This is a genomic window from Olivibacter ginsenosidimutans, assembly GCF_039542865.1.
In the GTDB taxonomy this organism is placed as follows: Bacteria; Bacteroidota; Bacteroidia; order Sphingobacteriales; family Sphingobacteriaceae; genus Olivibacter; species Olivibacter ginsenosidimutans.
In genome coordinates, this window is the sequence record NZ_BAABIQ010000002.1 from 75,891 (window position 1) to 93,622 (window position 17,732).

Consider the following 17,732-nt stretch of genomic DNA (forward strand, 5'->3'; position numbering starts at 1 on the left):
TTTTCGATTTACACGGTAGTGCTTTTCGCTTTTGTACCTTCAATATTAGGTAACAAACCCGTTATTATACCAATTAATGGCAAATAGGCACATACATGAAATACGTATTCAATGTTCGTTCGATCCGCAAGCTTACCCAAGATAGCTGATCCTAAGCCACCCATACCAAAAGCGAAACCAAAAAATAGACCTGCAATCATTCCAACCTTTCCTGGAACCAGATCAGTGGCGTATACGAGTATGGCCGAGAAGGCTGAAGAGAGAATTAAGCCGATGATTACGGCCAGTACAGCTGTCCAAAACAGGCTGGCATGCGGTAACAGTAAGGAAAAAGGGGCGACTCCCAAAATGGAAACCCAGATAATGTGTTTTCTTCCAAAGCGATCACCAAGCGGACCACCCACCATAGTTCCTGCAGCCACTGCACCCATAAAAGCAAATAAATAAAACTGCGATTGTTGTACGGTAACATGAAATTTATCGATAAGATAAAAAGTAAAGTAACTGGTCATGCTGGCCATGTAAAAATATTTTGAAAAAATAAGGATTAGTAAGATCACGAGTGATGATATCACCGTTTTACGTGGTAATGCAATCGCTGAGGTAGCCTGACGGGGCTTCTTGAGAAACTCCTTCAAATAAAGATGTTCTCCATACCATTTTCCAATGCGGATAAGCACAAAAATCGCTAAAATAGCAGCGAGGGCAAAGCAACTAATATAGCGTTGACCATGCGGTATAACGATAAGGGCCGCCAATAGTGGTCCTATTGCACTTCCAGCATTTCCACCTAGTTGGAAAATGGACTGCGCCAAGCCTTTTTGTCCACCAGAAGCCATATGTGCCACGCGAGATGATTCTGGATGGAAGACTGACGAGCCAAGACCGATAAAACTTACAGAAACGAGCAACATCCAAAAGGTACCGGCAAAGGATAGGAGAATTAGCCCAATGAGTGTACAGGTCATACCAACAGCCAGTGAATAGGGGCGGGGCGTTCGATCGGTATAAAATCCGACAAAAGGTTGTAACAGCGAAGCCGTTAGCTGAAAAGTAAAGGTAATCATACCAATCTGACTGAATGATAATGTAAAGTTGGTTTTGATCATCGGATATATGGCCGGGATAACCGACTGAATCATATCATTCAATAAGTGTGTAAAGCTGATGGTGAATAAGATCGAATAAATAGTGCTATGCACCAGTGTTCTGGAAGAAGAGGTCGTTTCTAGAGGCATGATTAATAGTGAAAAGGGGAATTATTGTTTGTATAATTATTTACCATAGTATTGTCTTTGCTTTCATATCGGTTTACCTTCCTATGCGCCAAGCACAAAAATAGGTGATCCGTTGAAGAGATGATATGAACTTTACAGCAAAGTATGGTACTTTTAGGAATGAGCGATACGGTAGTTTGCCGGACTCATGTTGGTATGGCGTTTGAAAAAACGTCCAAAATAAGCCGGATCATTAAATCCAAGCTGAAAGGCTATTTCTTTCATCGTTAATCCGGTAGTAAGCAACAACATTTTTGCTTCAGACAATAATTTATCCTCAATAAGTTCATGCATACTTCGATCAGTAAGTTTCAGCAAAACTTGGTTGATCGTTTTGCTATTAACACCAATTTTCTCCGTATAGAAGGATACCTGATGCACGCGACAATATTGTTCGTTTAACAATTTTCTGAATTGTAAGAGAATTTGCCTATCACGAGGGATGAGTTGCTCTTTTCCTTCTTGTAAGACATAGCTTTTATTTAAAAGTAGAAGCAAAGCACTTAACAAATGGAACATAACGTCCCGAGGCGCGTTTTGGTCTTCCAACAGTTGGCTCAACATGCAAAACAAGGTATCAAACCGCTTGTGTAAAACACCACTAAGGTCAATGTAAGGAATCAAACCAAATGGATCAAAAAGTCCGTTACCTTCCTGCTCTGGGTGCAATGCAAAGAAATGTTGTATAAAGTGTTCACCCATTAAAATCACCCATCCACTACGGTCAAAGGATGGAATCTGATGAACATGCCCTTTTTGTAACATATAAATTCGATGTGCACAAAAAGGATAAGACTTAAAATTAATAAAATGATTTCCTTCTCCACTAGTAATCCAAATTAACTCATGATGATCGTGCCGGTGTGGTATGGTTGATAGATGATCATAACCATTACGTAAGGGCACAATTTTCAAATAAGCAGAATAGAGTAACTCCTGCGTTGGTAATGTATTCAGTTTCGCCATATCCCCTTTTATCAAATGACTGCGGACGAAGTTATCTTTTTTCTGACGTATATACCACTTATTTAAAAAGAAGTCAAATCTGGGCAACCATTTATATAACGATCAGACTACTGGAAGAATAGGCTCGTTTAAGAAAGAAAAGATAAGCTGCGTGTGTACATGAAAAATGTACAAACTTTTGCAATATTTCTGTAGATTAAACGTCTACTCTATAAGTTATGTAGAGAGAAAAAGGGAGGTGGGTGAAAACAAATAAATTGAACTGAATAAATAATTTGAATCATTTTATGCTAAGTACTAAAATAAAAGAAGCAACAAAAACAGCTCACCAGCAACTGGAGGTGATTGTCGTAAAAAAACTAAAAGCAATTAACAATAAACGTGCGTATGCCGACTTTTTAAAACATTTTTACGCCTATTTCCATGCTGTAGAACAGCAGATTGCTCCATTTATAACAACAGCAATATTATCAGATATTAAAGATAGACGTAATGCCTCTTATCTGAAACAAGATATTGAAGCACTTGGCGAGACAGCTACAGCATTGCCCTATGCAGAAGCTCCTATGATTACAAACGTACAACAAGCCTTAGGTGCTCTTTATGTATTGGAAGGTTCCATTATGGGAGGAAGCATTATTGTGAAAATGCTCGAAAAGCAGGGTATCATAGAAGGGATTTCTTTTTTCTCGGGCTATGGCCCAGCAACTGGCGAAAAATGGACAACTTTCATCGGAGTATTGAATACATATTCCACACAACCTGAACAGGAAAAACAAGCCATTCAGGCTGCTAACGCTACTTTTACTAATTTCGAAAAGGTATTTAATCCAACGGTTACTGAAAAGGTGATGGAATAATCATCACCTTTCCTTGTTGATTACAGACTTGGCGTTTTGTCTGGTAAAGAATCAACTGTCTCCTTGGCTGCCGTATTCTTTGTTGTTTTACCTCTGTTATTACGAGCGGTTCTAGAATAAACAGACAAATTTTTATCAAATAAAAATTGGATAAGCAAGCGGGTATACGAAGTATGGTATCCTAATGAATTATAATAAGATCCAGCCACTTCTTTGATCTTGGGCAATTTATTCCACGGAATGGAAGGAAAATCATGATGCTCATTGTGATACCCAACATTTAAATTAACGGTGTTTAATGGACCATAATAACTTTTCGTTTCTTGTTCATCGCCATGGGTAAGAAAATGTTCTTGTATCCAACGTGCGCCAAGCGGATGCAGGCCTACAGAGAAAAAGAAGCTAACGGTCAAATAAACCACCGCTTTCCATTTCCAGAAATAGAAAATAGTTAGCATAAAGACTATTTGAACCACGTAATTGAGTATCACCCAGCGATCAAACATTTTAATCTCTTTACTCATCCGTCCTAAACGGGTAGCTTGGACAATAGGATAAAATAGCAGCCATAGGGCTTTACCTACAGTAGAATTATTAACTAAGTGGGCTTCCCATTCACTTGGCATGTCTGCATCCAATTCTTCAATCCCTTGAAAGGCATGATGTTTTAAATGATACTTTTGAAAAGAGACCGAACTGGGGAAAACCAAGGGTAAATTAGCCAAAATCCCAGCTAATGTGTTGAGTGCTCTATTCTTAAATAGAAGATTATGAGAACACTCATGAATACAAATAAATAGCGTATGGCAAGCAAATGCACCAATAAAATAAGAACAAGGCAAAATCCACCACCAAGACTCGTCATGTAAAATCCACGACATAGCCACTTGGATGCCCACACATAACAAAATGATAAAAATCGTGTAAGGGTTTCTTCCGATTAAATGACGGATTTCTGGATGACTAGAAATAATCTCTTTTGTCCGCATTTTATGCGGTTCACATTGCTCTGACCAGTTAAAGGAGTTCTTCTTACTCATGAATCTTATTTAGATATTATTTAAATAACGTTTGAAGATATTGCAAAAGTATGTAAAATGCAATTTTTTTGTAAAAATTTAAAAAATAACAAAAAACTGAAAAAAGAAGTCAATCAGTCAATTTTAGTGGAAATATGCGCACTTTCCTCGGCACTTACATGTCCACGTTTCATACGGATACGCCTCCGCAGGATCTGCGTCAAATTTAGCCGTTGAGGCAGTTTTCTTGCAGGAATAGCCGCCAATAAAATGATCACAGCAGTGATTAAAAAACTATTTCGTAAGGCATAATGTTCGGCTACTTGATCGGTTAATTGTTTAGCTAAATAATGGTCATATATGAAGGTATGAATAACAGCGCTTATAGCGATGCCAATAGATCCGCCTATCTGTAAAAAAAGACTATTTAATGCAGTAGCTGTTTGGGTTTGCGCAGAAGTTACCGCATTAAGGAGTGCTGTCGATACAGGTGCCACTAATAAACTCATCCCTAAACCCCGTAATGCCATGGTGAATAAAATAAGCCAAATGGACGTACCGATATCGATTCTGGAAAATAAAAAGAAAGAAAACGATACCAAGACAATACCCGTAATAGAGATATTGCGAATCATACCTTTGTCGGCTAACTTGCCCGATATAGGCCGGGTAACCAACATAATCAACGCGTTGGGTAACATCAATAAACCCGACTCTATTTCGGAATAACCTAATAAACCCTGCAACAGAAATGGTAAAAAAAACATCCCTCCATAAAGGGCTAGAGAACGTATCATGGTTATCGTAGCAGCAACGTTAAATTGAGCAATTTTAAATACACTTAAGTCCAACAAAGGTTGGGGTTTTCTGGCCGATCGGACAAATAAACGTAACATCAATACGGTAATGATCAAACCTAAAAGAAATGATAAGGATAAAAATCCCTGCCGACTAATAGACGATATGGTATGCTGTAACACGATAATGAATATGGAAAAATAAGCAAAACCTCCGACATCAAATTTGCTCTTCCGGTCAATTTCCTTCTTTAAGAATCGAAGGTTTCGCATAGCAAAAGCGATCGTAAGTAAGCCTATTGGAATATTAATGTAAAAAATAGATTCCCATCCTAAGTAGTGCGTCAGCGTTCCCCCCAGTGTAGGACCTAAGGCCGGCCCCATGACATTACCCATTCCCCACCAGCCAATGGCACTTCCTCTTTCATTCTTGGGATAAGTTTCACTTAAAATTGCTAAAGATGTTGGCGATAGTGAACCACCACCAATGGCTTGTATAACGCGTGATGCAACCAATAGCTCCAAACCTGTTGATAGGCTACATAGTAGGGAACCAATAGTAAATAGGATAACACTTCCTAAAAACAAATAATAATAACCAAATCGCCTTTTTAACCAATTGGTTAACGGTATAAATAGGGAGAACGAAATCATATAGGCGGTTACAACCCACTCGATCTGATTGAGATCAACGTCGAAATCATGACGCATGACGGGTAAGGAAACATTAACGATACTGCTGTCGATGGCAGCCATAGAGGTTGCCATCATCAAAGTGATGAGCACGAAAGATTTGTTGATGGTCATGTATGATAAAAAGATGTTTTATTAGGAGAACAACTTTTACCGTAAATTGTTACCTTTAAATAACGCTTGGATCTGAACCAGCCCTATCGAACTTAAACATGATGCTAAAAGATACCTTAACAGAATTGTTGGAACACTATGATATTAAAATCAATGGTAGCCGACCATATGACCCACAAATTGAAGATAATAGGTTCTATAAAGAAGTATTAAGCCGTGGATCCCTGGGTTTGGGAGAATCGTATATGCAGGGATGGTGGAATGCAAATGATGTCGAGGAATTGTTGTATCGGTTGATACAGGGGGACATTGCCCATCAATTCAAAACCAAACCAGTCATTTGGTGGCACTATATCCGTTCAAAAGCGCTTAACCTCCAAAGCAAAAAACGCTCAATCGCTGTAGCTCTAAAACATTACAACATTGGCAATGAATTGTATACATACATGCTAGGTAAAACAATGATGTATTCTTGTGCTTATTGGAGGGAAGCAGACAACCTAGACGCTGCTCAAGAGGCTAAATTAGATCTTATATGCAAAAAGCTGAACTTATCTCCGGGACAACGGGTTTTAGATATTGGCTGTGGCTGGGGCGGCTTTGCTAAATTTGCTGCAGAAAAGTATGGTGTTGAAGTAGTGGGCGTATCTATCGCAGAAGAGCAAGTAGATTTTGCACGCAAATGGTGTATGGGACTGCCTGTTGATTTCCGTTTACAAGATTATAGAGACCTGAACGAAAAGTTTGACCGTATTGTATCCATTGGTATGTTTGAACACGTTGGTCATAAGAACTATGACAACTATATGAATATTGTTCATCAGAACCTAAAAGACGATGGATTGTTTTTGCTTCACTGCATTGGTGGTAATGAAAGCACCACCGCAACTGATCCCTGGATTCATAAATACATTTTCCCTAACGGCTTAATCCCATCTCCCAGTCAATTGGCGAAAGCAATAGAGCCCTATTTCATTATGGAGGATTGGCATAACTTTGGTCTTGATTATGAAGCAACACTAAATGCTTGGCAAGAAAATTTTAAACAGCATTGGAATCAGCTAAAAGAACATTATGATCGCGCTTTTTATCGAATGTGGCTATATTATCTTAACGTTAGCGCCGCCTCCTTCAAGGCAAAGCATAATAATGTCTGGCAAGTAGTACTCGCTAAGAAAGGGAATACTTTACCTTATAGCTCCGTACGCTAGTGATGAAACACATCGGATTTTCCAGTATAGTGATAATGGCTTGCCTGCTGTATGTAACTGCCGCTGCACAAACAGCAATACAACAACATGGTAAGCTCAGCATACGGCAAGGCAAACTAATCGACCAACAAGAAAAAATAGTTCAGTTACGAGGCATTAGCCTTTCCTGGAGTATATGGGAAGGTAAAAAGTATTATACCCCCGAAGTAGTGGATTGGCTGGTAGACGATTTTAAGGTAAACCTTATTCGAGTTGCTATGGCCATAGAACCGGATAGCGGTTACCTACAATTACCCGAAGAACAATTTAACTTAATTACAAAAGTAGTTGATCGCGCAATAGAACGCGGAATTTATGTGTTAATTGACTGGCACGACCACCATGCCAATCAGCATATAGAACAAGCAAAAAAGTTTTTTACAAAAATAGCACAACGGTATCAAGGAAATCCGCAACTCATCTATGAAATATGGAATGAACCCGAAAAAACGACTTGGCAAGTGGTTAAGCATTATGCCATAGCGCTGATTCCTACCATTCGAAAATATGCACAAGATAATATTATTGTAGTAGGATCGCCCCATTGGGATCAAGATGTAGATCGTGTAGCTCATGATCCTATTACCAACATGAATAATATTGCTTATTCTTTTCACTTCTACGCAAGTGACCCGAATCATCAGGAGCGGTTGAGACATCAAGCAGCGCAAGCGCTGACGATGCAATTGCCTTTGTTGGTAACAGAGTGGGGTGTAGGTGAAGCTAACGGTGACGGCCGTTTTGATCGAAAGAAAACGGATATCTGGCTCCATTGGATGGAAGAAAATCAATTGAGCTGGACAAATTGGAATTTAACCGATAAAAATGAAACGACTGCTCTACTAAAACCAAAAGCTTCTGTGCGAGGCCACTGGAAAAAGAACGAGCTTACACCCGCTGGCCGTTATATTCGGGCGCAATTGATAAAATTAAACCAATAGTAGATAAAAATTCTACTATTAATTTTCACTGACTTACGTGAATATGATGGCACTAGTCACACAAATTTTAGCATTGCTTGTTTAAGCAAAGACATGCTACAAATTAAACTATGCTGCCATTGAAAGACGCTTGTCCGCTTCGTTATACCCATGCTGATGATAGCGGATATACACGTGTAAAAAAGGGGAGAGGCTTTGCTTACGTAGACGATAAGAAAAGGTTCATTCGAGATAAACAAACGCTGGATAGGATCAAAAGCTTGGTTATACCACCCGCGTGGACTAATGTATGGATAACATCCTATTCAAATGGCCATTTGCAGGCAACAGGCATCGATAGCAAAGGAAGAAAACAATACCTTTATCACCCTTTGTGGAATGAGTTGCGGGAAAAAAATAAAATTGAAAACATACTTGCTTTTGGTAAAGCATTGCCCAAATTAAGAAAACATATCCAGCGCGATCTAAAAAAACATAAATTAGGAAAAGAAAAGGTTACCGCTTTGGCACTTAACATTATGGAGGACACCCTAATCCGTGCGGGAAGCATTCAATATAGAAAGCAAAATAATAGCTATGGTTTAACGACGCTTCGAACCAAACATGTACAGATTAACGGTCAGGTAGTCTTTTTTAAATTCGTTGGAAAAAAGGGAAAGGAGCATCAAATTAAATTGAGTGATCGTTCATTGGCGAAACGACTACGGCAAGTGATGGAGCTCCCTGGTCAAGAAGTATTTCAATATTATAATGAAAAAGGCGAACGCTGTAAGTTAGACTCTGGAGATCTCAATGAATACATTCACCAACACACCAAGCAGCATTTTACCACTAAAGATTTTCGTACATGGTACGCCACTTTTTTTGCTTTTAGTTATCTGATCCAGCCACAGAACAATAGCGAAAGCACGATAGCCTATAAGCAAAACTTAAATAAGTGCTTAGATTTCGTAGCTAAAAAATTAGGGAACACAAGAGCAGTGTGTAAGGCCTCCTATGTATGCGGAGAATTGATGGACACGTATCAACTTAATGGTTTACAACCCTTTGTCAAGAAATGGAAGGTAAAGTCGGTCGAGGCACTGGAAAAATCGCAAATAGAAAAATTATTATTAACGTTTTTAGCTAATCTGAAGCGCCCATAGGATATCATTACAACGTTTCTTCCAGGCTTTTGCTCTCTTTGCTCTCATTATAAAATTCATCCGCCATTCCAGCTAGCTTAAATTGAACACCCTCATCATTTTTCCATTCTAAATTGATTGTGCTTCCTAACGGAAATTGCTTAGTTATAAGATTGGAAAAATAAATTTGAATACCGTAACCTCCCTGAGAAGAGGCTTTTATCTGAAAAGAACGATCCCGACTTCCAAATAATACATAATTCGCTTGTCCGTCTTCCAGATGTATCCAAGATTGAGGTGTTTTCTGCCATTCAATCTCGACATCTACTGTACAATTCGCAGGGATTATTTCTGGGAAATGCCAAGATGCCATACGATAATTTTTTTGATAGGTCTTTATCCAATCGTAAGCAGTGTGGTTAATAAGACTTAATTTTCCTCTTCGTTTCATGGCAATTGAGTTTAGTGATAAATAACATCTTCCAATACTAATCTTGGAGGAAAGATTAAGTTAGCAATAAAAATAATATATCGTATAATATTTACACAGAAAGGCTCTGGACTTACACTAAATGATAAATTTGCGCGCTTCTTCCAATAGCGAAACCTGCTTTTCGTTAATCATGACTTTAGCTTGATCAATGGTAAACCAAGCTGCCTGATCAATTTCTGGGTATGTCTGGACACGACCAGATTTAGGGGGCCAAGTTATTTCAAAAGTATTACTTTTAATTCGCTTGGCATCGATATTCTTCTCCAACAACCAACAGTATACTTTCTTCCCGCCCTTCTGTATAATGGGGTTCAAGGGCATGAAATCACCTGAAAGGAGAAATCCGGTTTCCTCCTGAAATTCTCTAATCGCTGCATGAAGTGGTTCTTCTCCAGCGGTAAATTCACCTTTAGGAATTGTCCAATAACCTTCCTGTTTACGCACAAAAAATGGCCCACCGGGATGAACCAAAAAGAATTCAACGGTCGTCTCATTCTTCCTATAAAGTAAAATACCAGCGCTTTGCTTCATTGGTTAAAGTTAGCGATACGTTTTCTTATAAGCAACTGGGGCAATATCGTTGGGTTTAATACGACAGCGAACGAAGGACATCATCGATAACCGCGATACCCTTATCGATGTCTTCCTCCCGAATAATAAGCGCTGGTCTAAAACGTATGGTTCGCTCTCCACAACCGAGAAATAAGGCATTCTTCTCCAAACCTTTTTTTAAGAAATGATCACGCGTCTCTTTATTGGGAAAATCAAACGCTGTTAATAGTCCTTTACCTCTGACATTACGGACAACAGGGTAGCTATCAGCGAGCGTTTGCAAGTGTTCTTGTAAATAATGACCAACCGTTTCCGCCTGCTGAACCAAATGATCCTCATCAATGATTTCCAAAATCTTGGTAGCACGTACCATATCTACTAAATTACCACCCCAGGTTGAGTTAATACGCGACGGAACTTTAAAGACATTGGTTTTGATATCGTCTATCTTATCCCCAACTAATATTCCACAAACTTGCATCTTCTTTCCAAAAGCCAGTATATCAGGCCTGGCTTTCGCTCCGAAATGCTCATGACACCAAAATTTTCCGGTCAATCCAACCCCTGTTTGTACTTCATCATAAATAAGCAGTGCATCGTTTTCATTAGCCAAAATCCTTAGGGCTTCTAGAAACTCCCTTCTTACATGGTTATCACCACCTTCCGATTGAATAGGTTCGATAATTATAGCACAGATATCATCACGATTATCCGAAAAAGCTTGTTTAATTTGCGCAATAGAGCGCTGTTCGCGTTTTAACAAATCTTCATAACCTTGATCCGTAAAAGGAAATTCAATGGCCGGCGTGCTTACGCGAGGCCAATCAAATTTTGCGTACCATTTCGTTTTATCGGCTTGGGTATTGGTTAGACTCATCGTATAACCTGTCCGACCGTGAAAGGCATGCTCAAAATGAATGACTTTATGCCCCCTTTCTTTTATATACCCTTTTTGGAAATTCTTTTGAACTTTCCAATCCATTGCTGCTTTAAGCGCATTCTCTACCGCTAAGCCACCGCCCGAAATAAAAAAAGCGTGCGGTAAATAGCTAGGAATACCAAACCGGCTAAAGGTGTCTACAAACCGTGCGTACTGCATAGTATAGATATCGGAATTGGAAGGATTAGCTAATGCGGCCAATAATAAATCCTCTTTAAAACCTTCATCATTTAACATTTTTGGATGATTGTAGCCTAAAGGTAAGGAGGCAAAGCAGGTAAAAAAATCTAAAATCTCCCGCTCGTATTTTGAATCATAGAGCATAACTCCCTTACTTCGTTTAATATCGAGCGTGAGGTCGTAACCATCAGTTAACACATGTTTTCCAATAATAGCTTGTGCGTTTTCCGGAGTTATGGTTGTTCTATTCATACAGCGGTTATTTTAGAGAAGGCTAATGATCAAACATACGCCGTATTTTTCAAAAATGCAAATTTACATGCAGTTATCTGTCTATATTTTAACTTTTCCTATTTTAAAACCACTTATAGTGTCATTTTTGCAAAACATTAGCTTCAAACTTTGCTAGTGTACCTAAAACGCCCGTTAAACCGCCCGTATGGAGCACTAGTATCTTTGATCCTTTAGCAAAATAGTCTTTACGGATCAAATCTGCTAACGCATAAAACAGTTTTCCGGTATATACCGGCTCAATCAACATACCTGTGTTAGCAACAAAATGACTAATAAAGGTTAAAAGTTCGGGCTTTGTTTTAGCATAGCCACCAAAGTGATAATTTGTATGTAAGACGATTTCGCCATTTATTGGATTCCATTGCCTAACGGTATCCTGTATAAATTCTCCTTCCTTTAAAACCGGTACCCCATGTAACGTAATCGATTTTTCATATTTCGTAACACCCCAACGTAGCCCAGCTAGCGTAGTTCCTGTTCCACACGCGCATAGCAGATGATCATAATCTTCATCTAAGGAAGCAATGATTTCTGCACATCCTTCAAGCGCCGTAGAGGCTTTTCCCCCTTCATCTATGAAATAGGTTGTTGCATCTTCTTCATGGTATTGACGATAGAGGGCGAACTTATCTTTATAAGTCGTTCGATTGACGAACACCAATTGCATCCCAAACAGTTGACATAATTGTAAATTTGGATTGACAACCGATTCACCTCGTACGTACCCCGTCGTTGTAAAACCAAATTTGGCTCCCGCTGCAGCAGTGGCCAATAAATGGTTAGACCAAGCCCCACCAAAAGTAACCAAATGACTTTTACCCATCTTTGCAGCATCCTGTAACGTATATTTTAGCTTTCGCCATTTATTACCCGAAATAAAAGGATGGATGAGGTCATCTCGCTTAACATGTACCATACATTGTTGTTCTTGAAAGGGCTGATAGTTTAATACTTCAACCGGACTGTAAAAATCAAAATGGAACATGTCAAGCATAGTTTATGGATTACCTTAGCTAATTACATGAAATTTTTTGATACCTGAGCGTGAAGCCAGACCGTTCATCTGTTTGTTGTCTACCATTCTTCTGATTTACGATAAAAGGTCTTTGCTTTAGCTGACCTTGTTGCAATAGAAAAGCGGTGGCCAAAGTATCTAGAGTACCTTCTTGGGTAAAGCTCCAAACAACGCGGATGGTATCGCCACTTTTTGTTCCGCTGATTGTTCCAATCCGACTGTCTTTTTCAAAAGGCACCCAACGATACTGCCCTGTAACCTTATTTCCCAAAATAGAAAAATGAACATAAGTGGAATCTCTACGTGGTGATTTTCCCGTTAAATGCAAAAAGCAGAGCCCTGGAGAAATTTCGCTGCTATCGACCACAGTGGAATCATTTTGGAAAGTGCTGTCTGCCCAATTGGCATGTTTTTTCGTTTGTGAGGAACGGTCACAGGCATATAAGCCTACTAAACATAGGATAACACAGCTTATACGGATTAAATTTTTCATGCGAATAAATTGTTGTTTATTTTTTACTTTTTTTGTTTGAGGATAATCTACACTTTATTATTCTAATGGAATACAAGCTTATTGCCCTATTTGTTTGAGGCAAGTTTATGATCGCTCTACTGCATTCCGGAGTATGTGGATGGCTTCTGTTAGTTCGGTCGCATTTAGACTCCCAAATCCCAAGCGCATCGCTGTAGTCAATTCATTCTGATATAAAAGAGTATGAGGTACATTTAATCCCTGCTTCAGGCAATTCTTACTGATGCGCATTAAATTCAACTTTTTATCCCAAAGCGACCACAAAGCTAAGCCCCCAGGTGGCGTTTTGAACGAAACGTAAGGAGCTAATTCTTGGCGAAATAAGGTAGAGAGCAGCTGGCAACGCTGTTCATATGTTTTGATCGCCTTCTTTAGGTGCCGATGAATTTCTCCTTCAGTAAGGAGTTCCCCTAATGCCTGCTCCATAAGCATATCTCCTTGTCGATCTACGATACGTCTAAATCGGCCAATTTCACTGATTAAATTTTTGGGAGCAACCAAATAACCTGATCGGAGCCCTGGTGCTAAGGTCTTGCAAAAGGAACCGATGTACACCACCATACCGCTGGTATCAGCACTTGCTAAGGGAAGTAACGGACTGCTAGAATAATGAAAATCATAATCATAATCGTCTTCTAAAATAATAAATCCATATTGATTGGAGAGATTGAGCAGCTCTAACCTTCTTTCTGCACTTAAGGTTACCGTTGTAGGATAATGATGATGAGGGGTAATGTAAACCATTCGTATAGCGGTTTGCTCACAAAGTGATCGAACGGCGTCTATTGAAATACCTTGGCTATCCAAGGGTACTGCATGGATCGTTGCACCGGCTTGTTGAAAGATCATATTGGCAATATAATAGCTAAGGTCGGCAACGATAATGGAGTCTCCAGGAGTTATCAATACACTGGAAGCGAGATAGATTCCCATATGTACGCCGCGTGTCGTTAATATATTGTCTTTACCAATTGGAAGGCCACGGGTACTATTGAGGTAATAAGCCAACGTTTCTCTATAAAATTCATTGCCTTCTACTGAGGCATAATGGAGATGTTTTCTACTGGTTTTCCTACGCAATACCCCTCCGTATATCTTGCCTAAGCGTTCTAAGGGCGCTAATCTGACATCGGGCAAACCGTCATCAAATGCTAAACGGCAGTTTACCGAAGCCGGAGGTTTATCCAGTAAAATACGTTGTTTAAAATGAAATCCGGTTTCTTCCGGATAACTTGCGAGGTAGGAACTGTTGTATTGTAAAGGGGTAGTTTTTTTTACCGCCCCTTGATGCGCAATAAAGGTACCTTTATTGGGAATAATTTTTGTCCAGCCTTGTGCATACAATTCCTCATAGGCGGCAATGATTGTTTTTCGGTGTGTTCCCAGGGTTTGACTTAAAGACCTTGATCCGGGTAATTGGCTATCCTGTACCAATACACCACGTTGTATGGCATTGATTAACTGACGAGCAATTTGAAGGTATAGTGGGGTAGTGCTTTGTTTGTTTAAAATAAGTAAGCTTTTAAACGGAATTTTAACCGGACTACTCATGAACGTAAAATTTAACTATTGATTTCGTCCGGCAAGATACTAATTTGATAAAATATGCTATTCCTCAATTTGTTATTAACTTGTTAGCTTATATGGGATTTATTTCACGATGAGGATTTTTGTAAAAAATATGGTCTGTAATCGTTGCATCCTAGTCGTTAAACGGATACTGGAACAATTGAACATCATCCTTTTAGCGGTAGATTTAGGTAGAATCACCTTGAAAGAAAACCTAACCAACCATCAATTTAACTAAAGAGCTGAAGAAAGATCTTCGTCAGGTAGGATAACAACACCTTTAAGTTCAAGGTCGTTTTCGTGCAATAACAGGTCTTCTATTGCCGTAAAATCACCTTCATATACGGGTGCCCCAGGTATATTGTTTCCCAAATCTTCAATAGGGTAGTTTGTAATGGTATATACCGGTGTATCTCCACGTACTCCCTTTGGTATTAAGGCAGTATAGCCATGCAGCTTAAGTCGCCTAAGTAAATCTACACTTAATAAATGTTCCATAACATAAAGGTTTTTATAATAAACCTTTGGATGAGACAAAATGTTTGCGTATTGTTACATAAAACATAGTGAAACATAAAATATGGAAGCATATGAGGATAAGGTATTTCATGAAATGTGCCTATGGAAAGCACGCATACAACGAACACCAGCTGGCGGAAGTCGACTAGCTAAAAGCTTACAAAACAAAATAAATGCATTCATTCCCGAAAAGGTACATTGGCTAATAACCCTTACCATAGAAAAAATGGTGAAAGCGGTGCTATTTGGATCGATGTATACCATCGGGGCTAAGAAGAAGGAGCGTTCCTTACAATTAAAAGAAGCTTATGTAAAACGTACAGCACGTCACTATAAAAATGCAGCTACTTTGGAAGGCGTAATTACTGGAGCGGGTGGAATTTTAATGGGATTTGCCGATTTTCCAGCTTTCCTGGCTATTAAATTAAAAATGCTATTTGAAATAGCCACTATTTACGGATATGACGTTAAAGACTATAAGGAACGGCTTTTTATACTATATGTATTTAAAATTGCCTTTAGTAGTCAGCCAAAGCGCCAAGAGATCGTAAAAAAACTAGAAAACTGGGAAAAATACAGCCAAACCTTACCTGAAGAAGTAGCAAATTTTGACTGGAAGGATTTCCAATTAGAGTACAGGGATTATTTGGATCTAGCAAAAATGGCTCAACTCCTTCCAATAATTGGAGCTGCTGTAGGTGCGGTTGCCAATAATAAACTTACGCATCAATTGCTCTTAAACGCGATGAATTGTTACCGATTGCGGTATTTTAGCCCTATAAAGCAACTAAGTCCATAAGCAATTGCCTATACTATTCCTTGGAATCATGCACTTCAAAACTATTGGTATGCTTGAGTTGTGCTAACTTTTGCGTATCGGTTAAATCCAGAAGTAGGGGAGTGATGGAGGTGTAATGGTTTTCTACGGCCCAACGATCTGTACCTTCTTCGGCAGGTTCAAGAGGTGTAACGGTGAACCAGTAATGCTTCCTTCCTAAGGGGTCAGTACCTGGCACGATTTTGCCATCATAAAACCGCACCGATTGCTTTGTCCATTTGATACCAACGGGCTGACTCGGAAAGTTGATATTATATAAACTGAGCTCCTTGTTTTTTAACAATACGTGCAATACCGCTTGTACATGTGGTGCCAAAAGGTCGAAATTCGGTTCCGATTTACCTACAGGAGTGCTTAATGCAATACCCTTTATACCAAATAAAACAGCTTGCTTGGCTGCTGCTAAGGTGCCTGAATGCCACATCGAATTTCCCAGATTGGAACCCAGATTAATTCCTGAAAGTACAACGTCAATATGATGATACAAATGGGTACCTAATGCGACGCAATCGGCTGGAGTGCCATTAACACGATAAGCATTTATCCCTGGAAATTCAATAGGAGATTTTTTATAAGAAAGCGGGCGTGAGTGTGTTACAGCTTGGCCCATGGATGATTGTTCTACATCTGGTGCTACTATCGTTACTTCTCCAAATTGTGTGGCAATTTGTGCGAGAGAAGCAATACCTGGACTATATATACCATCGTCGTTCGTTATTAAAATTCTCATATCACTCCTTGTTGGTTTTCTATCCAAACATCGTCCGTGCTTTAATGTTTTTAATGAAATGAAAATACATTGTTCAATCCGCATTTATGAAAAGAGTATTGGTTTTGCACAATCCTAAGGCTGGAGACGAAGATCATCAGAAAAAGGAGTTGATAACGGCTATCGAGTCTGCCGGCTATACCTGTATATACAGCGCGATCCGACAGCAAAAATGGAAAGAGGAAAAATATGTGGATACCATCCTAATTGTTGGTGGCGATGGTACGGTACGTAAAACTATCGAGCATTTACTTAAAATACCTCATTTAACCAAACGGCATTTGCTAAGTATTTTACCAAGAGGCACCGCTAATAATATCGCTGTAACCTTAGGAAGTAAGGAACATATCAATGACCTTTTAGAACGCTGGAAAAAGCATCGTATAAAAAAAGTAGATCTAGGTGTTATACAAATGCCAGCAGCAGAGAGCTTTTTTTTAGAAGGGGTGGGTTATGGTTTTCTTCCACGTTTAATAGCGGTAATGGCAAAATTGAAAATTAGCGAACACATCGATAAGAAAGAGGAATTAAACCTCGCACTGGAAAAGTTGTTGCACGTAACGGCAACGTATAAGGCCAAACGGGCTATGATTAGGGTAAACGGACAAGAGTTGGTTGGGGATTTTCTATTGGTTGAAGTATTAAATAATGGTTCTGTTGGACCAAAATTACGTTTAGCTCCTGAGGCAAATATGAGTGACGGTTGGATCGAAGTTGTTCTCCTGCGAGAAGATCAGCGAGAACAATTTATACATTATCTACAATCCTTAATAGATGGTGGCACGGCAAAATGTCCTTGCCAGGTGGTGCGTACAAATCATGCTGAAATCCAATGGGAGTGTGCTTGGTTGCATGTAGATGATAAACTCGTCCGCTTAAAAAGAAAAACCAAGCTCCAACTGGGTGTTCGTCATCACGTGTTAAACTTTCTGGTTTAGTGCCTGCTTAAATCACCAACAGGGGTATAAACACGTTATCTCGACCTTAGCA

Annotated in this window: 18 protein-coding genes; 6 read left to right on the plus strand and 12 right to left on the minus strand. The window is 39.3% G+C overall.

Annotation, left to right across the window (positions count from 1 at the left end):
• Nucleotides 1-8 precede the first annotated feature (8 nt).
• A complete protein-coding gene (locus ABD930_RS01145; RefSeq protein WP_345229839.1) occupies nucleotides 9-1,238 on the minus strand; it encodes an MFS transporter in 1,230 nt (409 codons plus the stop codon).
• 153 nt (nucleotides 1,239-1,391) lie between these two features.
• Complete coding sequence (locus ABD930_RS01150) at nucleotides 1,392-2,243, minus strand: helix-turn-helix domain-containing protein (RefSeq protein WP_345229840.1); 852 nt, start codon at nucleotides 2,241-2,243, stop codon at nucleotides 1,392-1,394.
• 287 nt (nucleotides 2,244-2,530) lie between these two features.
• Here ABD930_RS01150 and ABD930_RS01155 point away from each other — a divergent pair, with 287 nt between their 5' ends.
• Nucleotides 2,531-3,103, plus strand: a complete 573-nt coding sequence (locus tag ABD930_RS01155) for a biliverdin-producing heme oxygenase (protein ID WP_345229841.1) — start codon at nucleotides 2,531-2,533, stop codon at nucleotides 3,101-3,103.
• A gap of 20 nt (nucleotides 3,104-3,123) precedes the next feature.
• Here ABD930_RS01155 and ABD930_RS01160 read toward each other — a convergent pair whose 3' ends face one another.
• Both ABD930_RS01160 and ABD930_RS01165 read right to left on the minus strand, forming a co-directional pair.
• Nucleotides 3,124-4,143, minus strand: coding sequence for a fatty acid desaturase (locus ABD930_RS01160; protein ID WP_345229842.1), 1,020 nt, complete (start codon nucleotides 4,141-4,143; stop codon nucleotides 3,124-3,126).
• 113 nt (nucleotides 4,144-4,256) lie between these two features.
• Entirely contained in the window at nucleotides 4,257-5,726 is a 1,470-nt protein-coding gene (locus tag ABD930_RS01165; protein WP_345229843.1) for an MDR family MFS transporter, read from the minus strand.
• Nucleotides 5,727-5,824: 98 nt separating this feature from the next.
• On the opposite strand from ABD930_RS01165, the gene cfa reads away from it, so the two are divergent.
• The 3 genes from cfa (at nucleotide 5,825) to ABD930_RS01180 (ending at nucleotide 9,062) form a co-directional block, all read left to right on the plus strand.
• A complete protein-coding gene (cfa, locus tag ABD930_RS01170) occupies nucleotides 5,825-6,937 on the plus strand; it encodes a cyclopropane fatty acyl phospholipid synthase (RefSeq protein ID WP_345229844.1) in 1,113 nt (370 codons plus the stop codon).
• Nucleotides 6,938-6,939: 2 nt separating this feature from the next.
• Nucleotides 6,940-7,917: a glycoside hydrolase family 5 protein gene (locus ABD930_RS01175; RefSeq protein ID WP_345229845.1), complete on the plus strand. Its 978-nt coding sequence runs from the start codon at nucleotides 6,940-6,942 to the stop codon at nucleotides 7,915-7,917.
• A 110-nt stretch (nucleotides 7,918-8,027) separates the two neighbouring features.
• Nucleotides 8,028-9,062 carry a DNA topoisomerase IB gene (locus tag ABD930_RS01180; protein ID WP_345229846.1) on the plus strand — a complete coding sequence of 345 codons (1,035 nt, stop codon included), beginning with the start codon at nucleotides 8,028-8,030 and terminating at the stop codon, nucleotides 9,060-9,062.
• A 7-nt stretch (nucleotides 9,063-9,069) separates the two neighbouring features.
• On the opposite strand, the gene ABD930_RS01185 is transcribed toward ABD930_RS01180, so the two are convergent.
• The 7 genes from ABD930_RS01185 to ABD930_RS01215 all read right to left on the minus strand — a co-directional run bounded on the left by ABD930_RS01185 (nucleotide 9,070) and on the right by ABD930_RS01215 (nucleotide 15,114).
• Nucleotides 9,070-9,492 carry a hypothetical protein gene (locus tag ABD930_RS01185; RefSeq protein ID WP_345229847.1) on the minus strand — a complete coding sequence of 141 codons (423 nt, stop codon included), beginning with the start codon at nucleotides 9,490-9,492 and terminating at the stop codon, nucleotides 9,070-9,072.
• 117 nt (nucleotides 9,493-9,609) lie between these two features.
• Nucleotides 9,610-10,065 carry an NUDIX hydrolase gene (locus ABD930_RS01190; protein WP_345229848.1) on the minus strand — a complete coding sequence of 152 codons (456 nt, stop codon included), beginning with the start codon at nucleotides 10,063-10,065 and terminating at the stop codon, nucleotides 9,610-9,612.
• 55 nt (nucleotides 10,066-10,120) lie between these two features.
• Nucleotides 10,121-11,458 (minus strand): L-lysine 6-transaminase, encoded by a 1,338-nt coding sequence (gene lat / locus ABD930_RS01195; RefSeq protein ID WP_345229849.1) that lies wholly within the window; start codon nucleotides 11,456-11,458, stop codon nucleotides 10,121-10,123.
• A 121-nt stretch (nucleotides 11,459-11,579) separates the two neighbouring features.
• Nucleotides 11,580-12,485, minus strand: coding sequence for a 1-aminocyclopropane-1-carboxylate deaminase/D-cysteine desulfhydrase (locus ABD930_RS01200; protein ID WP_345229850.1), 906 nt, complete (start codon nucleotides 12,483-12,485; stop codon nucleotides 11,580-11,582).
• Nucleotides 12,486-12,513: 28 nt separating this feature from the next.
• Entirely contained in the window at nucleotides 12,514-13,008 is a 495-nt protein-coding gene (locus ABD930_RS01205) for a hypothetical protein (RefSeq protein ID WP_345229851.1), read from the minus strand.
• A gap of 105 nt (nucleotides 13,009-13,113) precedes the next feature.
• Nucleotides 13,114-14,598, minus strand: a complete 1,485-nt coding sequence (locus tag ABD930_RS01210) for an aminotransferase-like domain-containing protein (protein WP_345229852.1) — start codon at nucleotides 14,596-14,598, stop codon at nucleotides 13,114-13,116.
• A 252-nt stretch (nucleotides 14,599-14,850) separates the two neighbouring features.
• On the minus strand, nucleotides 14,851-15,114 hold the full coding sequence (locus ABD930_RS01215; RefSeq protein WP_345229853.1) for a hypothetical protein: 264 nt from the start codon (nucleotides 15,112-15,114) through the stop codon (nucleotides 14,851-14,853).
• 82 nt (nucleotides 15,115-15,196) lie between these two features.
• Here ABD930_RS01215 and ABD930_RS01220 point away from each other — a divergent pair, with 82 nt between their 5' ends.
• Entirely contained in the window at nucleotides 15,197-15,934 is a 738-nt protein-coding gene (locus ABD930_RS01220) for an EcsC family protein (protein WP_345229854.1), read from the plus strand.
• Between the two features lie 13 nt (nucleotides 15,935-15,947).
• On the opposite strand, the gene surE is transcribed toward ABD930_RS01220, so the two are convergent.
• Nucleotides 15,948-16,703, minus strand: a complete 756-nt coding sequence (surE, locus tag ABD930_RS01225) for a 5'/3'-nucleotidase SurE (RefSeq protein ID WP_345229855.1) — start codon at nucleotides 16,701-16,703, stop codon at nucleotides 15,948-15,950.
• Between the two features lie 86 nt (nucleotides 16,704-16,789).
• Here surE and ABD930_RS01230 point away from each other — a divergent pair, with 86 nt between their 5' ends.
• Entirely contained in the window at nucleotides 16,790-17,680 is an 891-nt protein-coding gene (locus tag ABD930_RS01230; RefSeq protein WP_345229856.1) for a diacylglycerol/lipid kinase family protein, read from the plus strand.
• Nucleotides 17,681-17,732 lie beyond the last annotated feature (52 nt).